Raw genomic sequence first — 19625 nt, 5'->3', positions numbered from 1 at the left:
AGTTGCGATGAGTCACACCCTCTTCAAAGGTGGGTCAGGAAGGTCATCATCCGACAACCTTTCTGGAGAAATACGGAAATGCGCATCAACAAGATTGCCGCCACGGCCATCGCCACCTCACTCTCCGCCTCGCTCGCCCTCGGCGTCGCAGGCCCAGCGTTCGCCGCCGTTCACTCCCCGAACCGGGCAGCGGCCGTTGCGGCCTTCGCACCGGACGCCGCGAACACCCAGCTCGACGCGGTCGCCAAGCTGGGCGACACGCTGTCCCTGGCGGCGAAGCTGGCCAAGGACACCCAGGCCAAGTCCCCGAACGTGGACTCTCTCAAGGACCAGCAGACCCGTCTGCAGGCGAAGGCCAACGAGCTGATCGCCGCGCTCAGGACCACGGCTGGGGCCCAGCCGCCTGCCGAAGCTCCCGCCAAGACCCCGGCCGACAACCCCGCCAAGACCCCGGCCGACAACCCCGTCGAAGCACCGGCCAACCCCCCTGTCGTGGCGCCGATCGACACCCCTGCCCAGTCCCCGGCCAACGCCCCCGTTCAGAACCCCGCGAAGCCCCAGGCCGCGGTACCGGTCGAGAACCCGGCCGAAGCCCCTGCCAAGAACCCGGCCGAGGTGTCCGTCGAGACCCCGAGCCTGGTCCTGACCCCGTCCGACGCCGGCACCCCGCCCCTGGTACTGGCTCCGGCCCAGAGCCAGGTCTCGGACCCGCTGGCGGACATCCAGGCTCAGGTGAACAAACTGATCGCGGACGTCAATGACCTCGTCACGGCCGTTACGGCGGTTGACGGCGCGAAGATCTCGGCGGCCATCAGCAACATCACCGCCGACCTGCAGGCGCTGCTCGCCTCGGTGCCGAAGCTCCTGAGCAGCGAGATGGCGATGCCGCTTCCCGCTCAGGCCCAGCCGGCCCAGTAGTCCCTGCCTTATCACACACCGTTGCGGCCCGGCCGCTCACCCATCGAAGGCGATGGCGTCGAGCGCCCGGGCCGCTCGGCGGTCCAGCAGCACCGCCGATACGCGGCCGCCGAGCAGGCCGCCCGACTCCGCCGCGCCTGCCTGGCCGGCCAGTTACGTACGTGACGCAGGGTGCCGCGGTCGTGCACGACGACGCTCGCACCCGAGCGCACCGCCTGCCGCAGCCCCGCGTAGTGCGTGATCCGCACCAGTGGCCGGTACGCGGCGTACGGCAGCAGCCCTGCCATCCGGCGCTCCCGGCGCAGCCAGCTCTTCCCTCCCCCCGGTGGCCCCGAGACAACCAGGATGTCGCCCGGCGGGTAACACAGCGTCCGCACCCGGGCCGTGCCCTCCCGCTGGCTCGGCCTTCGGCCGTCGCGTGCGCGCTGCGCGGGTGCACGTGATCGTCCCTCCCCTGTCGGCCCCTCGCAGACCTTAAAGAAATCGTAAATCGCAGGCATTGATTTCTTCAGGAGCGCTACGTGATCGGAACGCGTACGGGACGAGTTCGGGACAGGGCGCACAGCCCGTGCAATGATGGGCGCCTCAATCTCATACAGGCCGTTCGAGGCCGCGCGGGAGAGCCCCTGTCCCCGTACAGGGCGCCGAAGGAGCAAGTCCTCCCTTGAATCTCTCAGGCACAGTTACCGCGCGGGCGAGGCACATCTGAAAAGCGGGCAGCCCCGACGCGGGGGCTGCCCCACCCACGGTGCAAGCCGGATCCCCGTCGGGATCACGGCGAACCTCTCAGGTACCGATGACAGATGGGGAGGATGCCTCCGCCACGCCTGAAATGGGAGTCCGACCCGTGAGCAACCCGAGTACCGCACGCCATACCGCACTCGACGCGCTGCACCGCGCCCTCGGCGCGACCATGACCGATTTCGCCGGCTGGGACATGCCGCTGCGCTACGGCAGCGAGCGCGACGAGCACAACGCCGTACGGAACGGGGCCGGGCTCTTCGACCTCTCCCACATGGGCGAGATCACCGTCACCGGCCCGCAGGCGCCCGAGGCCCTGGACTACGCGCTGGTCGGGCACCTTTCGGCGCTCGCCGTCGGCCGGGCCCGCTACACCATGATCTGTACCCCGGACGGCGGAATCCTGGACGACCTGATCGTCTACCGGCTCGACGACTCTGTTTTCATGATCGTCGCGAACGCCTCCAACGCCCAAGTGGTCCTGGACGCCGTCACCGAGAGGGTCCGGACGCAGGGCTTCGACGCCGCCGTGCGCGACGACCGCGACGCGTACGCGCTGATCGCCGTCCAGGGACCGGAGTCCCCCGGCATCCTCGCCTCCCTCACCGACGCGGACCTCGACGGGCTCAAGTACTACGCCGGTCTCCCGGGCACCGTCGCCGGCGCGCCGGCCCTCATCGCCCGTACGGGCTATACCGGCGAAGACGGTTTCGAGCTCTTCGTCGCCCCCGGACACGCCGAGCCGCTCTGGCAGGCGCTCACCGCCGCGGGCGCCGGCGCCGGGCTCGTCCCCTGCGGGCTGAGCTGCCGCGACACGCTGCGCCTGGAGGCCGGCATGCCGCTGTACGGGCATGAACTGACCGCCTCCACCACTCCCTACGACGCCGGGCTCGGCCGGGTCGTGAGGCTCGGCAAGCCCGGTGACTTCGTCGGCCGCGAGGCGCTGGCCGCAGCCGCCGAGCGGGCGGCGGCCAGCCCTCCGCGCAAGCTGGTCGGCCTGGTCGCCGAGGGCCGCCGGGTCCCCCGTGCGGGCTACCCAGTGATCGCCGAGGCGGACGGCACCGTGATCGGCGAGGTCACCTCCGGGGCCCCGTCCCCGACCCTCGGCAGGCCGATCGCCATGGCCTATGTCGACGCCGCGCAGGCCGAGCCCGGTACGGCGGGCGTCGCGGTGGACATCCGCGGCAGCCATGAGCCGTACGCGGTAGTGGCCCTCCCCTTCTACCAGCGCAAGCGCTGACGCCGACCCCCTTCGTGACCGCCCCCTCACATCCGGGAGAATTCCGCCATGAGCAACCCCCAGCAGCTGCGCTACAGCAAGGAGCACGAGTGGCTCTCCGCCGCTGAAGACGGAGTGTCCACCGTGGGCATCACCTCGCACGCCGCCGACGCCCTCGGTGACGTCGTCTTCGTCCAGCTCCCGGAGGTCGGCTCCACCGTCACCGCGGGCGAGGCCTGCGGAGAGCTGGAGTCGACCAAGTCGGTCAGCGACCTGTACGCGCCGGTCTCCGGCGAGGTCACCGAGATCAACCAGGACGTCGTGGACGACCCGGCGCTGGTGAACTCCGCCCCGTTCGAGGGCGGCTGGCTCTTCAAGGTGAAGATCAGCGGGGAGCCGGAGGAACTGCTCTCCGCCGACGATTACGCCTCCTTCACCGGCAACTGACCGCCCACCCGTCGCCCCAGCGCCCTTTCTTATTTCGGACGGACCCATGTCGCTCCTGAACAGCTCCCTGCACGAGCTCGACCCCGACGTCGCCGCCGCCGTCGACGCCGAGCTCCACCGCCAGCAGTCCACCCTCGAAATGATCGCCTCCGAGAACTTCGCGCCGGTCGCCGTGCTCGAAGCCCAGGGATCGGTGCTCACCAACAAGTACGCCGAGGGCTACCCCGGCCGCCGTTACTACGGCGGCTGCGAGCATGTCGACGTCATCGAGCAGCTCGCCATCGACCGCGTGAAGGCACTGTTCGGCGCCGAGCACGCCAACGTACAGCCGCACTCCGGCGCGCAGGCCAACGCCGCCGCGATGTTCGCGCTGCTCTCCCCCGGCGACACCATCCTGGGCCTGAGTCTCGCCCACGGCGGGCATCTCACCCACGGTATGAAGATCAACTTCTCCGGCAAGCTCTACAACGTCGTCCCCTACCATGTCGACGCCGACAGCGGTCTGGTCGACATGGAGGAGGTCGAGCGCCTCGCCCGGGAGCACCGGCCCAAGATGATCGTCGCCGGCTGGTCCGCCTACCCGCGCCAGCTGGACTTCCCGGCCTTCCGGCGGATCGCCGACGAGGTCGGCGCCTACCTCATGGTCGACATGGCGCACTTCGCGGGCCTGGTCGCGGCCGGGCTGCACCCCTCCCCCGTGCCGTACGCGGACGTGGTCACCACTACCACCCACAAGACCCTCGGCGGCCCGCGCGGCGGCGTCATCCTGTCCAGGGCCGAACTCGCCAAGAAGATCAACTCCGCGGTCTTCCCCGGCCAGCAGGGCGGCCCGCTGGAGCATGTCATCGCGGCGAAGGCGGTGGCCTTCAAGGTCGCGGCCACCGAGGACTTCAAGGACCGCCAGCTACGCACCCTGGAAGGCGCGAAGATCCTCGCCGAGCGCCTGGGCCGGCCCGATCTCGCCGAGGCCGGCGTCTCGGTGCTCTCCGGCGGCACCGACGTCCACCTGGTCCTCGTCGATCTCCGCGACAGCGAACTCGACGGGCAGCAGGCCGAGGACCGCCTCCACGAGGTCGGCATCACGGTCAACCGCAACGCCGTCCCCAACGACCCCCGTCCCCCGATGGTCACCTCCGGCCTCCGCATCGGCACCCCGGCCCTGGCCACCCGCGGCTTCCGGACCGAGGACTTCCACGAGGTCGCCGACATCATCGCCGAGACCCTCACCCCCGGCTTCGACGCGGACCGGGCCAAGGCGCTCGGCGCCCGGGTCTCCGCGCTCGCGGCCAAGCACCCGCTGTACCCGGACCTGAAGAAGTAACGCTGCCCGGGCTCCGGGGACGCCGAGTCCCGGCGCCCCCGGAGCCCCGGACGGCCCAGCGGGGCGCGACGCCAAAGCACCGCCCGACGCCCCCGGACCGACCGACCGATCGACCGATCGGCCAACATCAACCCGCGCCCGCGCCCGCGCCATCAAGCCCGTCCGGCGCTCAGCCGAACCAACCCCACCACCGCGTGCCGGCAACGGCTCGTCACCGGCCACCAGAGGCGGTGACCTCGCGGTCAAACAACAGCGGACGGACGGGCGAGCGGGAACACCCCCGAACCCCGCAGGAGGCGCACCGTGGCCATCTCGGTCTTCGACCTGTTCTCGATCGGCATCGGCCCGTCGAGCTCCCACACCGTCGGCCCGATGCGGGCCGCCCGTATGTTCGCCCGCCGGCTCAAGAACGAGGGCGCCCTCGCTCACACCTCGTCCGTCCGCGCCGAGCTCTTCGGCTCCCTCGGCGCCACCGGCCACGGCCACGGCACCCCCAAAGCCGTCCTCCTGGGCCTCGCCGGCAACTCCCCGCGCACCGTCGACGTCGAGACCGCCGACGACCAGGTCGCCCGCATCCGCTCCACCGGCCGTCTCAGCCTCCTGGGCGAGCACGAGATCCAATTCTCCGCCGACACCGATCTGATCCTGCACCGGCGCCGCTCCCTGCCGTACCACGCCAACGGCATGACCCTCTTCGCCTACGACTCCGCCGGCGTCCCGCTGCTCGAAAAGACCTACTACTCCGTCGGCGGCGGCTTCGTCGTCGACGACGATGCCGTCGGAGAGGACCGCATCAAGCTCGACGACACCGTCCTGCGCCACCCCTTCCGCACCGGCGACGAACTCCTGCGTCTCTCCCGCGACACCGGGCTGTCCATATCCGCCCTTATGCTCGAGAACGAAAAGGCCTGGCGCACCGAAGCCGAGATCCGCGACGGCCTCCTCGAAATCTGGTCCGTCATGCAGGACTGCGTCTCCCGCGGCCTCGCCCGCGAAGGCATCCTCCCCGGCGGTCTCAAAGTCCGCCGCCGCGCCGCCAACACCGCCCGCCAGCTCCGCGCCGAAGGCGACGCCCTGCCCCGCGCGATGGAGTGGGTCACCCTCTACGCCATGGCCGTCAACGAGGAGAACGCCGCCGGCGGCCGTGTCGTCACCGCCCCCACCAACGGCGCCGCCGGCATCATCCCCGCCGTCCTCCACTACTTCATGAACTTCATCCCCGGCGCCGACGAGGACGGTATCGTCCGCTTCCTCCTCGCCGCCGGCGCAATCGGCATGCTCTTCAAGGAGAACGCATCCATCTCCGGCGCCGAAGTGGGCTGCCAGGGCGAAGTCGGCTCCGCCTGTTCCATGGCCGCCGGCGCCCTCGCCGAAGTGCTCGGCGGATCCCCCGAGAAGGTCGAGAACGCCGCCGAGATCGGCATGGAGCACAATCTCGGTCTCACCTGCGACCCCGTCGGCGGGCTGGTCCAGATCCCCTGCATCGAGCGCAATGGCATGGCCGCCGTCAAGGCCATCACCGCCGCCAGGATGGCCATGCGCGGCGACGGCCGCCACCATGTGTCTCTCGACAAGGTCATCAAGACCATGAAGGAGACCGGCGCCGACATGAAGGTCAAGTACAAGGAGACCTCGCGGGGCGGCCTCGCGGTCAACGTCATCGAATGCTGAGCCCGGCGACAAGTGATCATTTCGGGGCCGGTCGTGCCTGCCAGTCCGCGTAGACGGCGGCGATCCCCTCGCGCAGTGCGACGGCCGGCTTCCAGCCGAGCGCGGTGAGGCGGGAGATGTCCAGAAGCTTTCTCGGCGTGCCGTCGGGCCTGGATGTGTCCCAGGCGATGCGGCCGCCGTATCCGACGACGGCCCGTACTGTCTCGGCAAGCTCACGGATCGTCAAGTCTTCACCGCAGCCGACGTTGACCGGTGCGTCGCCGTCGTAGTTCCGCAGTAGCAGCACACAGGCCGCGGCGAGGTCGTCGACGTGCAGGAATTCGCGGCGCGGGGTACCCGAGCCCCACAGGGTCACCTCGGCCGCTCCGTCGTGCTTCGCCTCGTGGAAGCGGCGGATCAGGGCGGGCAGGACGTGCGAGGTCTGGAGGTCGAAGTTGTCACCCGGTCCGTAGAGATTGGTCGGCATCGCGGAGATGTACGAGGCGCCGTACTGCCGCCGGTAGGACTGGATCTGGACGATGCCGGCGATCTTGGCGAGCGCGTACGCTTCGTTGGTCGGCTCCAGCGGGCCGGTGAGCAGCGCTTCCTCGCGGATCGGCTGGGCGGCGAGCTTCGGGTAGATGCAGGACGACCCGAGGAAGAGCAGCCGGCCGACTCCGGCGGCGTACGAACCCGCGATCACGCTCAGCTGGATGCGCAGATTGTCCTCGATGAACGGCACAGGGAAGGTGCTGTTGGCCATGATGCCGCCGACCTTCGCGGCGGCCAGCACCACCGCGTCCGGGCGGACGTCCGCCAGGAATCTCCCGGTCCGCGCGGCGTCGCGCAGATCGAGTTCGCCGCGGCCACGGGTGATCACCTCATGACCGTCGGCGGTGAGCCTGCGGGTGACCGCCGACCCGACCAGACCGCTGTGGCCCGCCACGAAAATGCGGGCGCGGGGCGGCAGCCAGACCTGCTCATCCGTCATGGCAGGACTTGCGCCGTCCTCGAGTCGCCCTTGCAGATCCAACATCACACTCGTTTCCTCAAACCGGTCCGCGGATTTAGCGGATTTAGAGGCCGCGCAAATAGGTGGGGCGGCGTCGCGTGCCGAGCTGTGCCATCAGCCAACTCCGTCGGCGGGGGCGTCTGGAAGTGTTGCCGTCGGTGTCGGTCGACGACTCTCCCCCAGCCTTCGGCCGGGAGGGCCCCCAGGAGGTGCCCCCACCTCCGCCTTGCCAGACTTGCCCCTCGCCCCGCTCCTTCCTCCACCCCACCTATTCGCGCGGCCTCTTACTGAGGTCGGACCTACGGCAGCTGGAGGGACAGTCACTCATGGGTTACCAGCCGGACCGCCGGGGCTCGTCGCTCCCGACGGTTTCCACTCCCGCCGGCTGCATCTGTGACGCACTGTGACCGGCCGCGGGTTCGTCCGGCGTCAACCGCCCCTCATTGCGCAGCAGCCGAAGGAATCCACCGGTCGTATGGCGCTGCGGCCGGTAGGTGTACGCATAGCTGTAAGCCTGTTCGTCGCCCTTCTGCGAAGCCATATTGAAGATCGTGCCCAGTACGGGAGTACCACCACGCCGAAGGGTGTCCAGAGCGGCGGTAACCTGGGTACGGCTGGTGCGGGCAGCGCGCACCACCAACACGTAACCGTCCACAACGGGGGCCATCGCCGAGGTATCCGCGACAGGGAGCACCGGGGACGTGTCGATCAGGACGTGGTCGAACTCCTCCGAAAGAGTGGCCAGCACGGAGCTGAACTGCTCACTGCCCAGTAGTTCAGCCGGATTGGGCGGCACCGCCCCACTGGTCAGCACGGTGAACGTGCCGGTGGATTGCAGCACCTGCCGCACGTCTGCCTGGCCGATCAAACAGGACGTCAGCCCGGCATCTCCGACGAGGCCGAGAGCCCGGGCCACGTTGGGGCGGCGCAGGTCGGTCTCAACCAGGCACACCTTGGCACCTGCCTCCGCCATCGCGGCGGCCAGGTTGACCGTGACACTGGTCTTGCCCTCTCCGGGCAGGGCACTGGTCACCGCGATCACCTTGGGCGCCCGGTCAACGTCCACGAACCGAAGGTTGGTACGCAGCTGCCGGAAACCTTCGGCTCGCAGGCCATGCGTGTCATGCCGCGCGGCCACCAGATGCCGGGCATTGCGCGGGTCGTGCACGATGCTGCCGAGAACCGGAGGCCCGCCGACCTTGGTCATCAAGGCGCTCAGAGCCTGGTTGGTGCGTACCGAGGTGTCCAGCGACTCGCGCAGGACCGCACAACCCGCCCCGAGGGCCAGCCCGGACAGCAGACCGAGCGCGAGATTCACGACAGGGCGGGGGGAGGACGGTGCGGTGGGCGTGGAGGCGCGCTCGGTGACACTCAGTCTCACCGGGGAGTCCTCCGCGGCGACCGGCCGCTCCAGCTCACTGACCATGTCGGCGAAGCAGCCGGCGACGGTGTTGCTGAGCAGCGCCGCCCGGTCCGGATTGGTGTCGGTGACAGTGATCCGGAGCAGCACCGTGTCGGGCTGCGCGGAGGCGGAGATTTTGCTCGCCAGTTGGGCCGACGTCATGTCGAGTTTCAGCGTCGCGATGACGGTCCGGGTCACAAAAGGACTGGCAGCCATCTTCGCGTAGGACTGGACCCGCGCTTGGGTGAAGACGTTCCCCTGGTTCAGCTGGGCGGTGTCGGCCCCGTTCTGCATGGAGACAAAGAGCGTGGTGCTGGCCCGGTACTCGGGCGTGGCGGCGTAGGTGGCCAGTACGCCGAGCCCCGTGCCCAGCAGGGTCAGCGCGGCGATGATCCGCCAGCGGCGAGAGAGGAGCCGTAGGTAGTCGCGCAGATCCAAGATGTCCGTCCCCGGTCGGAGCCAGTGGGTATGGATCCACACCTTATGATCCAAAACGAATAAACGCGACATATAGTCGTAATACTCATCTTTGGTCCACCGGGTCCGTAGCCTGACGGAGCCCCACCTGACAACTCATCAGCAGGGAGTGCGTGTGACAGTCAAGACGGCGCTCATCACCGGCATCACCGGCCAGGACGGTTCCTACCTCGCGGAGCTACTGCTGCAGAAGGGCTACCAGGTGCACGGGATTGTCCGCCGCGCCTCCACCTTCAATACGCACCGCATCGAGCACCTCTACCGTGACCCGCACGACCCCGGAGCATGTCTGTTCCTCCACTACGGCGACCTCACGGACGGCACCCGGATCGCCGGCCTGCTGGAGCAGGTACGGCCCGATGAGGTCTATCACCTCGCCGCCCAGTCACACGTCCGGGTCTCCTTCGACGAGCCGGAATTCACCGGCAACACCACCGGGCTGAGCACCACCCGTTTGCTTGAGGCCATCCGGGCGATCAACCTGCCCTGCCGCTTCTATCAGGCCTCCAGCTCCGAGATGTTCGGCGCGACACCGCCGCCCCAGCACGAGGGCACCGCCTTCCACCCTCGCTCGCCCTACGGGGTGGCCAAGGTTTACGCCTACTGGGTCACCCGGAACTACCGGGAGGCATACGGCATCTACGCCGTCAACGGCATCCTGTTCAACCACGAGTCACCTCGCCGCGGACCCACCTTCGTCACCCGGAAGGTGGCCATGGCCGCCGCCCGCATCAAAGCCGGCCTGCAGGACGAGCTCTACCTCGGCAACCTCGACGCCCGCCGCGACTGGGGCTACGCCCCGGAGTACGTCGAGGCAATGTGGCGCATGCTGCAGCAGGACGAGCCGGACGACTTCGTCATCGCCACCGGCACCAGCTACAGCGTGCGCGACTTCGTCGAGGAGTGCTTCGCCCACACGGGCCTCGACTGGCGCGACCACGTCCGCTTCGATGACCGCTACCTGCGCCCGACCGAGGTCGACGACCTGGTCGGCGACGCGTCCAAGGCGGAACGGGTACTGGGCTGGCGGCCGACGGTGCGCGCGCCGGAGCTGGCCAGGCTGATGGTCGACGCCGAGCTCAACGCAATCCTGCAGGCCCCAGGGCCCGACGAGCCGTCGGTTGAACCCGCTCTGGTCATGCGGTGAGCCGGCCGACCCCGGAGCCCGCCGTGAGGACGCCGGCCCGGACCGAGGCGGCGGTGCGGAACATCGCCGTCCTGATGACCTGCCACAACCGCAGGAACCAGACCATCGCGGCTCTCTCATCGCTGCACGCCCAGACCGGGCTTCCGGACGGCACCACCTTCACCGTCCATCTCGTCGATGCCGGCAGCAGCGACGGTACCGCTGCGGCGGTACGATCCGCCTTCCCGGACGTCGATGTGATCAGCGCGGGACAGGATGTCTTCTGGGGTACCGGCACCGTCATCGCCGCAGCGAAGGCAGACCCGGACGCCCACGTGCTGTGGCTCAACGACGACGTCCTTCTCGATCCCCAGGCCCTCTGCGTCCTGCTGTGTACCGCCACCCCCGTGGAGCAACCGGTCGTCGTCGCCGGTGCCATGCGTTCCAGCGACGGCACCTGCACCACGTACAGCGGCTTCCGGTTGGTTCACACACGCCTTCGTGCACCGGGCCTGGAACCGCTCGAACCGGACCCCTGCCAGCCGCAGACGTGCGACACCTTCAACGGAAACGTGGTTCTGGTCACCGCCGCCGCGAGGCACATCCTGGGAGAAATCGACCAAGTGTTCCCGCATCGCATGGGCGACAGCGACTACGGGCTTCGAGCCCGTCAGGCCGGTGTTCCCGTATTCCTGGCCCCCGGTCACCTCGGCGTCTGCGACAACCACCCACCGCATGCCCGCGGTTCCTCCAGAGAGGTCGGCATCGGACCGTATACCGCACTGCGCCGCCGGGCATCGGTACGCGAACAGCCGCCGGGCCCGTGGTGGCGCTACTGCCGCCGCCATCTGGGTCCCTGGGCCCCGCTCTTCTTCTGCTCCCCATATGTGACGGCCGTGCTGCGCTCCGCCGTGCGTCGTGCCCACGGCCGACGCTCCGGCTGACCTCGTCGGCGGTCCCGGCGTACGTCGCCCAATTTCGGCGCTTTCCCCTCGACACCTGGACGGATTCACGGTGCGACCCCTTCCTGTCAGCCCAGACACCTTGCTGTTACTGCTCGTCGGATTGACACTCGCAGGCAACCTGCTGTGGGTTATGGCCCGGCACAGCACGATCGGTGTCGGATTGCTGCTGGGCGTCCAGGTCTGGACGGTGGCGGCTGGGGGCCAGCTACCCGCCATGAGCCTCGGCGTCAGTATCTATCCCGCCGATGCCCTGGCCATCTGCGCGTTCTGTATCGGAGTCGCACGCCTGCTGCGCCACGGTCTACCGGCCCGGGCCGGAATGCTGCCTCTACTGATCCTGATTGCCCTTGCCGGGTGGTCCGCTGCGCGCGGTATCGCCACATTTGGCCTGCAGGCGGTCGGAAACGACGGTCGGGGCGCCTTCTGGTGTGTTCTCGCCGCTGCCTTGTACGTCGCCACTACGCCCCTGAGCGCTGCCCTGGACCGAGCCGTAACCAGAACCTGGTTGGCGTCCGTCGCCGCTTACGCCGTGTTGTGCCTGGTCGGCTGGGCATCCATCGGCCTGCATCCGGTCACTGCTCATGTCACCGTTGGCGGCGTGGAGGTGGACCCACGGCCGGTCCCCGCGGCCGCCGCCCTTGTTCTGGTCCAAGGTGCTGCCCTGCTGATGTGCCCACTCGGGGCTGACCGAACGGCCACTGCCCTGCGACGCCGCGGCAAGCTCCTCGGGGCTGCGGTGCTTCTGGCTTTCATCATCCTGCTGCAGCAGCGCAGCGTCTGGATGGCAGGTGGAGCCATGGCCGTTACCTGGTGGGCGCTACGTCCAGTCAGGGCCGGACAACGCATCACCTCCGCGGTCGCAGGAGCCACTGCGCTGTCCATGACAGCGCTTGCGTTCGCAGTCGGCGCCTTCGGCAGGATCGGGGGCGTACTCAGTGACTCGGCGGCGGAGACCCAGGGGGATCACAGCACGTTCGCCTGGCGGGTGCTCGGATGGCAGGATCTGCTGAACGAGCCACGCTCGCTGGTGCAGTGGCTGACCGGGGGCCCCTTCGGATCCGGATACGACCGCTACATCAAGGGCGCACTCGTCGCCGTTTCCCCGCACGACTACTACCTGCACGTCGTGTTGCGTCTGGGCCTGATCGGTCTCATGGTGCTGGTGGTGCTGTATGTCCTGATCTGGCGCCAACTCATCCGCAGTGGATACGCCGTCCTGGCTCTGCGTTTGATGATCGTGGGCCAACTGGTGTTCTTCGTGTCCTTCGCCGCCTCCATGGAACAAGGAGTGCTGCTCGGCTTCTGCCTGTGGCGCGCCCGCAGAGGCGTACTCAGCGCGACGACTGTGACCGAGCCGACGGACCGGACGAGCCCGATCACCTCTCGTTCCGACGTCCCGTCCTACGCTGACGCTCTTCCTCCCGACGCCATGCGACAATGATCAGAACCCGCCTGGTCGGTACCCACCGCGGTCCGGATGCCAGATGCCAGACAACTATCGGTTCAGTCCAACGGCGACGGCTGCCGCGTACAGGGGCAGCCGTCGCCGCAAGAGCGCGCAGCCAACAACGACTGGCAGCATCGCCGCGAGGCTGCACATCACAGCAGCCGTTCGAGACCGGCCGTCGGCACCCAGAGCGGCCGTCCCACCGAGTGCCGCGCCGACGGCGGCATGGATCAGATGCATACGCAAGGCGACACCCACGCGCAGCAGGCCGCTGCGATGCCAGCGCATCAGCTGAGACAGATGTCCCACAGCCTGCCCGGCCGCTGCCGCCCCGGCCAGCACGACGATGCTGTGCAACGCAGCGGCCGCGACAACGCCGGCCGCAGTGGCGGTCATGACAGCGAGTTGCGTCCCGATCAAAGCACGCGGCGCGCCGCGCACCTGGTCGATGGAACCACCGAAAGAGCACAGCAGAGCCATGGCCGCGCCTAGCGCGAGCATGGGCACCAGCGCTGCGGCCGCCCCCCAGCCCGGCCCGAGCAACAGGCTGAGCGCGGCGGGCCCGAACCCGGCCATCGCGCCGAAGCCGATGAAAGCTGTGGCCGAAGCCATGCAAAGCGTGTGCTCCACCGAGCGGCCCAGAGGAATGCCCAGTCCTTGCCGTTCCGCGAGTGCCGGGGTGGCTGCCCAGACCAGCCCTTGGGCCAGGAACGTGAGGGGCAACCCGGTGAGGAGAGCAGCACGGGAGTAGGACCCGGTGGTACCGGGCCCGAACAACCGGCCCGCGACCCACATCGGAACACTGTTGGTGACGAACTGAACCAGGCTGTAACCGGCGAGGAACCCAGATGGCGCCAGAAGGTCCCGTGCCCCTACTGGTGGTCCACTGGAAAGCGCACACCGGTGAAGCCACAACGTGGCGACGGTAAGTGACGCGACTGCGGAGGCGGGCTGGGCAGCGGCCAGCCCAAGCGGGTTCCACCCGCAGGCCAGAAGCAACACGCTCACGGCGAAGCCCGTCGACTGGCCTGCTACCTCGGCGGTTACGGCGGCACGGGCCCGGCCGGCACGGCGCAGCACGGCGATTGTGACAGTGACGACGGGCTGGAACAGGAATTGGTACCCCAGCAGACGCATGAACGGAATGAGCTCGGGCATCCGCCACAACGCCCCGCAGATCGGCGCCACTGTTTCGATGAGAGCGAATCCGATGACGCCGGAGACCACACTCAGATGCCTGGCCGCGCGCACGGTCTGGAGGGTGAGCCGCTCGGCTCGGAGAAGGTGGGCGGACAGTCCGGCGTTGGCGAAGAATCCGACGAGTTGGACCATCGTCAGCGCGATGGCGTAGGAGCCGAAGGAACTGAGAGCCACCGTACGTCCGGTGTAAGCCGTGTAGGCGAGTTGGAGCGGCACGGCCACCGTGGCGCCGACGTAGTTCCAGCCCAGACTGGCGATGACCGAGCGGGCTGCGTGGGGCTGCGCACGATCCCGATCGGCCACATTCATACGGCGGCCTGCAGGCGGGGGGTGAGTTCGGATACCGCAAGCCAGGGGTCCTTGGGAGGCGTGGGCAGTGCTGACAATTCACCACCCAGCATGTATTGCAGAGCGTGGAGGTCAGTGAGCCGATCCCTCACCCAGCGATGGGCGCGCAAGCCAGCGGCGTGCAGTTCCCGGGGATCTCCGAGGAGAAGCTCACGAACCCGGTCCACTGCCTCCGCGGGGCTGTCCACCAGGTGCAGTCCACTGTCCCGGTCGGGGAGCCAGGCGGCTTCAGGGGGTCGGGAGGAAACATGCACTCTGCCCGCATACATACTGATCGGAAGACGGTCGGAGAAGTAGCCCGTGTAGCGACGGTAGTGGTCCCACCCGACGCTGATCCGTGCGTTGCGCAACGCGGCGGGCTGTCGGTTGTACGCGACTGGCCCCTGGGCCGCCGGGCCACGCCAGCCGTGTCCGTACAGTGCCACGCGGCAATTCGGGAGCGAGCAAAGCCGACGTGTGAGGCGGTGCCGTTCCCCGGCTCCGTCCACGCGTTCCAGGATTCCGAACCGGACGTAGCAGCTGCCGATCAGGGCGACATCGAGCGTGGCCTGCCCCGGTTCGGGCACGGATTCCCCGTCTGCGTCCATTAGGTGACTGGGCAGCACGTTCGGCACATAGCGTACGGCGGCTCTGGCGTAGCGACCCAATAAGGCGGCCTGCTCACCAATTGCGACGCTGAAGACATGGTCGGCATGGCTGAGCCAAGCGGCGGAACTCGCGTTCAACTGCTTGCGGCCGCCCCAGGCATCGCCCTCCCAGTAGACGACCGGAGGTGAACCGATGTCACCCAGGAGTGCGCCGACCACCTCGGCCGTCCAGGGGAACCCATGCGGGGACTGGACAAAAACCAGATCCGGGGCAACTTTCCGAGCCGTCCGTCGCATGATGTGCAGTGCAGTCTCACGGTCGGTTTCCCGCAGCAAGGCCTGTGCCGCGACCGGCACATGGACAAGCAAGCCGTCGGCTGCAAGGCGGGCGAAAGCACGGGCGAACTCCATATTCGGACCGCAGGTAGCCTGATTACTGAGGTGCAGCACGACGGGGGCGTCGATGGCGAATCACCCTTTCATGGGTGGTCTGCATTGTTGCGAAGCAGCACATGAGGTCACTGGGGATCTGTTCAGGAGCGGCGAGGAGGCCCCCACGTGCGCCGGTAGATGTCGACGTACTGTGCCACGCCGCGCCCCATGCCGAACCGGTTCCGGACCGCGTCAACGTCCCGCGGAACGCCATCACGGTGCCTTCCCGCGGACAAGCGTGCGGCCTGGCCGATCGCCTTGGCGAAGCCCCCCGGAGTGATGTCGATCAGCGTCACGGCCGAGTTGTCCTCCGCTAGGTCCCGGAGCCCCGGAGCGTCCGTCAGAACTGCCGGGAGTCCTGTAGCGAGCGCTTCTACTGCGGCGATACTCAGGCCCTCGTACACGGACGGCATGACAAACACATCCGCGGCGTGCAACGCGGCCAATGGGTGAGTCTGTCCCAGGAAGCGCACCCGATCAGCGACGCCCAGCCGTTCGGAGAGCCGGCGCTCGTCCCGCGCCGCCACCTCCTCGCCGACGTGCACGTACTTCAGGTGCGGGGGGCAGTCCGGGTGCACCATTGCCTCCAGTACCGCTTCGTGGCGTTTGACCGGGGAGCAGTTACCCACACTGACGGCCACGAGGTCTCTATCGTCCAGCCCCAGCTCCGTCCGTGCCACTGCACGTTGTTGCAGTGTCGGCGGCACGAACATCTCGTCATACCAATTCTCAACAACTTCCGCCGGGTTGCCGAAGGTGCCACGTTCATTGTCCGCGACGCTGGGACCGACGCAGACATGGACCACACCGGCCGACCTGAGCACTCCACGTTGCACTGCACGCTGCACTCGCAGAAGGCCACGGAATCCGAACGCATTGTGTACGGTACGAACGACTGTGGCTCCGGTGCTGAGCGCGGCCAAACCGAGCCAGAAACTCCCCCGTTCGGCGTGCAGGTGGACCACGTCGTACCTGCCGGCTGCCACGCGGCGCCGGAATCGAGCGGGGAGGCGCCAGAGCGGATCATCCAATTCATGGGCGACGCGATAGCCGGCCACGCGCAATCTGTCCGCGAAGGTGCCGACGGTCGGGGCCACTGCAAGAAGGTGTGCTTCAACGCCGTGCTTCTTCCATTCCGTGGCAGCGCTGTGCAGCATCAATTCGGCGCCGGAGGCCCGCAGTTCGTTGAGCACGTGCAGGACACGCACGGAGCCCTGGGCAAGCCCCTGATCCATCGATGCCTCCTGGGTGTAGCGCGGCTGGTGCCACGTATAGGGCCGGACCAGAACGGCTGCCACTGCGGCGATCCGGCTACGGGGAACCCCTGTGACACAATTCAGACATAATGCGCACGCTAGCAGCGGTTTTCCTGTGGATGTCTCATATCTGCCCGCGTGTTGAAGTGACCTCGCCCGAGCGGAATGTGCGGCAACACCCGATTGCCGGGTAGCTCAGTTCCCTGTGCCGATCAACCGCAGCAGTCCGCCGGTGAAACGGGCGCTCATGACCTCCCCCGAGTAGTGGCGTGCGTCCTCGCGGGCCGCCCGACGGAGCGCCGAGAGCCGGCCGGGGTCGGCGAGCAGGGAGACCACCTCATCTGCAAATTCGGCTTCCCCACCGGGGACGATGAGTGCATTGCGGTCGTGTTGGAGGTAGTCGAACTCGGGGCCATGCGCCGCGCAGGGGGTGGTGATCATGGGAGTGGACAGTGCCAGGGAGTCCACTGCTGCCAGCCCCACCGCACCGGGCATGAGCAGCACGTCGCCCGCGGCGCCCAGCAGAGCCTTGCCTTCCGCGTCGGTAACCGGCCCGAGGCGGATCACTGGCGAGCCGGGCCGGGCGGCTGCCTGCTCGACGAGTCCGCGATGCGCGCCGTCCCCGGCCACGAGCAGCCGAAATCCGGGCAGCCTGCGGGCCGTCAGCTCGGCTGCCGCGATCAGGAAGGGAATCCGTTTCGGCGCATCCAAGCCGCCGAGGAAGAGGGCGGTACGGCCGGCGGTGAGACCGTAGCGGGCACGGAAGGCCAGCACCTGCCCCGGCGTGATCCGGGCGAGGGCGGCGGCGATCGAGGCGGTGTCAACGGAATTGCGCACGACCGTGACGCGCTCGGCGGGCAGCCCGCCGCGAACGACATGCCGGGCCCCGGCGTCGGTGTATGCGAAGAACCAGTCGGCGCGGCGCGTGAGCGCGTCCTTCAAAGCGCGTTCCGCCGCCGTCGGGCGGTCACCGTAGGTGCGACCGTGACCCCAGAGGCAGACGGCCGGACCGCCGCGCAGCCGGGCACTGGCCAGCAGCGGGTACGCCTCCAGATTGTGAAGCGCCTGCTCCAACACCACGGCGTCGCAGTGGTGGGCGAGGTCACCCAACCGCCGCCACAGCATGGTGCGGCCGCCCAGACGGAACGCGTGCTGTGGCAGGGGCACGGCCCCCGGAAGTGCTCCAATGTCACCGCGGCGGGCCTGGGAGCCGGTCGGGCGGCCATGCGCGACGGTGAGCAGAACGCCGTGGTCGTGCAGGTCGCCGGCGAGTCGCTGGAAGAACGGCACCCGGTACTGCGGGATGTACGGCTGCACGATGAGAACTCGACGTGGAGTCACCGCGTCTCCTGGCCTCTCAGCTGAGTGCTGTCCTGACCGGTACCCGAGCCCTGGCGGGCAGCGATCACGGCGGCGTAGACGTCTTCGATGCGCGCGGTCCACTGCTGCTCCGTGTAGTGCCGCTCGAAGACGTTCCGGCAGTGGCGACGCAGCCCAGGGAAGCGCTCGGCCGCATCGGACAGCGCCGCGTCCAAAGGGTCGTCCCAACCGATAACCGTGCCCGTGCCGTGCAGGCGCACCGCGTTGGCGACGGCTGAGCCGGCGAACGCCAGTACCGGGAGCCCGGCGGCCAGTGCCTCGGGGTAAATGAGGGGAGCGCCCTCCAGCCAGCGGCTGGGGAAGACCAGTGCGTGCCAGGACGGCAGACGTCGGCGCAGTTCTGTGTGGTCCAGGGTGCCCAGGAAACGGACCGCCTGAGGGGCGGCCCGGCGGCAGTCCTCAAGCAGCGGCCCGTCGCCCACTACATCCAGTGGCTGGTCGGCCGGCCAGAGGCGCAGCAGCTCCAACAGGCCCTTCTCCGGGGACAGCCGCCCAGCGAAGACCCACCTGGCGTCGCGTTCGAGCCCGGTACCGGCAGGCTGCTGTGGTGCCGTGGCGAGGTCGGTGGTGAAGTTGGGGATGAGGACGAGCTTGTGCCGCGCGATCCCCGTTCGCAGATACATCTGACGGCTCGTATCGGACAGCACTACGACTCGGTCCGCACGGTCGAGCAACGGATTGGCCCCGGCCCCGCGACGGCCGGCCCAGGCCAGCGGCGCAGTGGCCATCCGTGAACCCCGGTAGCAGCCGTGACGCAGCCCGGCCCAGCGGTCGCCGTCCGGGCAGCGGGTGCAGGCTGCCCCCTCCCGATAGAGCGTCCCGGCGGCGCACAGCGGCCGGTAGTTGTGCACGGTCACGACGACCGCACCGGACCAGTGCGACAGCCAGGTACGCCCGAAGTTGGGGAAGAGGTTGTGCACGTGAACGACGTCCGGGCGCAGTCTCCGCAATTCGGCAAGGGGGGATCGGCCGCGGCCGGACGTCACGGTGACGGCAGCCCGCAGCGGGTACAGGGGCGCGCGGCCGAGTTCGTCAGTGCGCGCTGCCACAAGGCGCGGGCTGTGTCCTGCCCTGCCCAGAGCCTGCATCTGGGCTTCCACCGCCTGGTTCTCCCCACTGGGGCTGCCCGAGCCGTAGAAACTGTGCACTACTGCGACCCGCAGGCCGCCTACACGCGCTTCACGCACCTGCATCGCAATAACCTCCAGCCCCGGCTCAAGACCTCGTTGGTTCCCAGCTGGCCACCCAGATGGATCGCCACCACGTTTTTTGCCGAACCGCAGCACTCGACCGGATTCTCCCCAGGCTCTCCCGTTCGCCGGCGACCTGACAGGTAGTGGTGAAGTACTGGCGAGGAGGAACCGAGCGCCGTTACTGTGTATATCAGATGAAATAAGGCATCCTGCGGCGTTATGTGGCTCTGCGCCCCGATCGGGTGCATATTCCCTCGTTCGGCGGCAACCAGGGCCGGAGGGAGAACCACGCGGGCTCAACACGCCCAGCTCCGCGCCGCCCTCACGGCTCGCGTGCTCGTCACCTTCGATGACCGTGCCGCAACGTCCTCACCTTCGTGCTACCGCTGCTTTCCCCAACCAGCGTCTTCATCACCGCCCAGTGACGAGCCGCCTGAGAAGTCTCAGGTAAGAAATCGCGCGAATCGGCGACCTGAGGAGCGGGACGATGGCCGATTCCGGCAA

General features: G+C 68.5%; 16 protein-coding genes and 2 riboswitches. Of the genes, 8 read left to right on the top strand and 8 right to left on the bottom strand.

Translation table 11 applies throughout. The annotated features are described in order from the left end of the window. The first annotated feature begins 78 nt into the window (after nucleotides 1–78). Nucleotides 79–918, top strand: coding sequence for a hypothetical protein (locus FCI23_RS09795; RefSeq protein WP_136723093.1), 840 nt, complete (start codon nucleotides 79–81; stop codon nucleotides 916–918). Nucleotides 919–929: 11 nt separating this feature from the next. Here FCI23_RS09795 and FCI23_RS09790 read toward each other — a convergent pair whose 3' ends face one another. After that, on the bottom strand, nucleotides 930–1205 hold the full coding sequence (locus tag FCI23_RS09790; RefSeq protein ID WP_211265265.1) for a hypothetical protein: 276 nt from the start codon (nucleotides 1203–1205) through the stop codon (nucleotides 930–932). Nucleotides 1206–1523: 318 nt separating this feature from the next. After that, a riboswitch (glycine riboswitch) is annotated at nucleotides 1524–1617 on the top strand. Further along, nucleotides 1618–1731, top strand: a riboswitch (glycine riboswitch). Between the two features lie 34 nt (nucleotides 1732–1765). Between FCI23_RS09790 and gcvT the strand changes: the two genes are divergently transcribed. From gcvT to FCI23_RS09770, 4 genes are all read left to right on the top strand, one after another. After that, nucleotides 1766–2899 (top strand): glycine cleavage system aminomethyltransferase GcvT, encoded by a 1134-nt coding sequence (gcvT, locus tag FCI23_RS09785; RefSeq protein WP_265737735.1) that lies wholly within the window; start codon nucleotides 1766–1768, stop codon nucleotides 2897–2899. A 48-nt stretch (nucleotides 2900–2947) separates the two neighbouring features. Next, complete coding sequence (gene gcvH / locus FCI23_RS09780) at nucleotides 2948–3325, top strand: glycine cleavage system protein GcvH (protein WP_136723091.1); 378 nt, start codon at nucleotides 2948–2950, stop codon at nucleotides 3323–3325. 46 nt (nucleotides 3326–3371) lie between these two features. Then, nucleotides 3372–4646, top strand: coding sequence for a serine hydroxymethyltransferase (locus tag FCI23_RS09775; RefSeq protein WP_136723090.1), 1275 nt, complete (start codon nucleotides 3372–3374; stop codon nucleotides 4644–4646). Nucleotides 4647–4949: 303 nt separating this feature from the next. Continuing rightward, on the top strand, nucleotides 4950–6317 hold the full coding sequence (locus FCI23_RS09770; RefSeq protein ID WP_136723089.1) for an L-serine ammonia-lyase: 1368 nt from the start codon (nucleotides 4950–4952) through the stop codon (nucleotides 6315–6317). Nucleotides 6318–6333: 16 nt separating this feature from the next. Here the strand turns inward: FCI23_RS09770 and FCI23_RS09765 are convergent, their stop codons facing one another. Continuing rightward, nucleotides 6334–7287 (bottom strand): GDP-L-fucose synthase family protein, encoded by a 954-nt coding sequence (locus FCI23_RS09765; protein WP_136723088.1) that lies wholly within the window; start codon nucleotides 7285–7287, stop codon nucleotides 6334–6336. Nucleotides 7288–7639: 352 nt separating this feature from the next. Then, complete coding sequence (locus FCI23_RS09760; RefSeq protein WP_246143609.1) at nucleotides 7640–9190, bottom strand: polysaccharide biosynthesis tyrosine autokinase; 1551 nt, start codon at nucleotides 9188–9190, stop codon at nucleotides 7640–7642. 112 nt (nucleotides 9191–9302) lie between these two features. Between FCI23_RS09760 and gmd the strand changes: the two genes are divergently transcribed. From gmd to FCI23_RS09745, 3 genes are all read left to right on the top strand, one after another. Beyond that, nucleotides 9303–10334: a GDP-mannose 4,6-dehydratase gene (gmd, locus tag FCI23_RS09755; RefSeq protein ID WP_136723086.1), complete on the top strand. Its 1032-nt coding sequence runs from the start codon at nucleotides 9303–9305 to the stop codon at nucleotides 10332–10334. A gap of 23 nt (nucleotides 10335–10357) precedes the next feature. Then, on the top strand, nucleotides 10358–11257 hold the full coding sequence (locus FCI23_RS09750; protein ID WP_246143603.1) for a glycosyltransferase family 2 protein: 900 nt from the start codon (nucleotides 10358–10360) through the stop codon (nucleotides 11255–11257). 100 nt (nucleotides 11258–11357) lie between these two features. Next, entirely contained in the window at nucleotides 11358–12719 is a 1362-nt protein-coding gene (locus FCI23_RS09745; RefSeq protein ID WP_136723085.1) for an O-antigen ligase family protein, read from the top strand. A gap of 54 nt (nucleotides 12720–12773) precedes the next feature. On the opposite strand, the gene FCI23_RS09740 is transcribed toward FCI23_RS09745, so the two are convergent. The 5 genes from FCI23_RS09740 to FCI23_RS09720 form a co-directional block, all read right to left on the bottom strand. Further along, complete coding sequence (locus FCI23_RS09740) at nucleotides 12774–14228, bottom strand: oligosaccharide flippase family protein (protein WP_169316745.1); 1455 nt, start codon at nucleotides 14226–14228, stop codon at nucleotides 12774–12776. Between the two features lie 2 nt (nucleotides 14229–14230). After that, on the bottom strand, nucleotides 14231–15271 hold the full coding sequence (locus tag FCI23_RS09735) for a glycosyltransferase family protein (protein WP_136723083.1): 1041 nt from the start codon (nucleotides 15269–15271) through the stop codon (nucleotides 14231–14233). Nucleotides 15272–15393: 122 nt separating this feature from the next. After that, nucleotides 15394–16590: a glycosyltransferase gene (locus FCI23_RS09730; RefSeq protein ID WP_136723082.1), complete on the bottom strand. Its 1197-nt coding sequence runs from the start codon at nucleotides 16588–16590 to the stop codon at nucleotides 15394–15396. A gap of 153 nt (nucleotides 16591–16743) precedes the next feature. Next, nucleotides 16744–17889, bottom strand: coding sequence for a glycosyltransferase family 4 protein (locus tag FCI23_RS09725; protein WP_246143602.1), 1146 nt, complete (start codon nucleotides 17887–17889; stop codon nucleotides 16744–16746). Continuing rightward, nucleotides 17886–19115 (bottom strand): glycosyltransferase family 4 protein, encoded by a 1230-nt coding sequence (locus FCI23_RS09720; RefSeq protein ID WP_246143599.1) that lies wholly within the window; start codon nucleotides 19113–19115, stop codon nucleotides 17886–17888. Before FCI23_RS09720 ends, FCI23_RS09725 begins: the two co-directional genes overlap by 4 nt. Between the last annotated feature and the right edge of the window lie 510 nt (nucleotides 19116–19625).

It is taken from the genome of Actinacidiphila oryziradicis (assembly GCF_005047355.1).
Taxonomy (GTDB): Bacteria; Actinomycetota; Actinomycetes; order Streptomycetales; family Streptomycetaceae; genus Actinacidiphila; species Actinacidiphila oryziradicis.
The sequence above is the reverse complement of the archived record's forward strand: the minus strand, read 5'-3'. Positions and strand labels throughout refer to the sequence as shown.

Coding starts and splice junctions, on each gene's coding strand:
- FCI23_RS09795 (WP_136723093.1), top strand. CDS start 79: ATGCGCATCAACAAGATTGCCGCCACGGCCATCGCCACCTCACTCTCC.
- FCI23_RS09790 (WP_211265265.1), bottom strand. CDS start 1,205: ATGGCAGGGCTGCTGCCGTACGCCGCGTACCGGCCACTGGTGCGGATC.
- gcvH (WP_136723091.1), top strand. CDS start 2,948: ATGAGCAACCCCCAGCAGCTGCGCTACAGCAAGGAGCACGAGTGGCTC.
- FCI23_RS09775 (WP_136723090.1), top strand. CDS start 3,372: ATGTCGCTCCTGAACAGCTCCCTGCACGAGCTCGACCCCGACGTCGCC.
- FCI23_RS09765 (WP_136723088.1), bottom strand. CDS start 7,287: ATGACGGATGAGCAGGTCTGGCTGCCGCCCCGCGCCCGCATTTTCGTG.
- FCI23_RS09735 (WP_136723083.1), bottom strand. CDS start 15,271: ATGGAGTTCGCCCGTGCTTTCGCCCGCCTTGCAGCCGACGGCTTGCTT.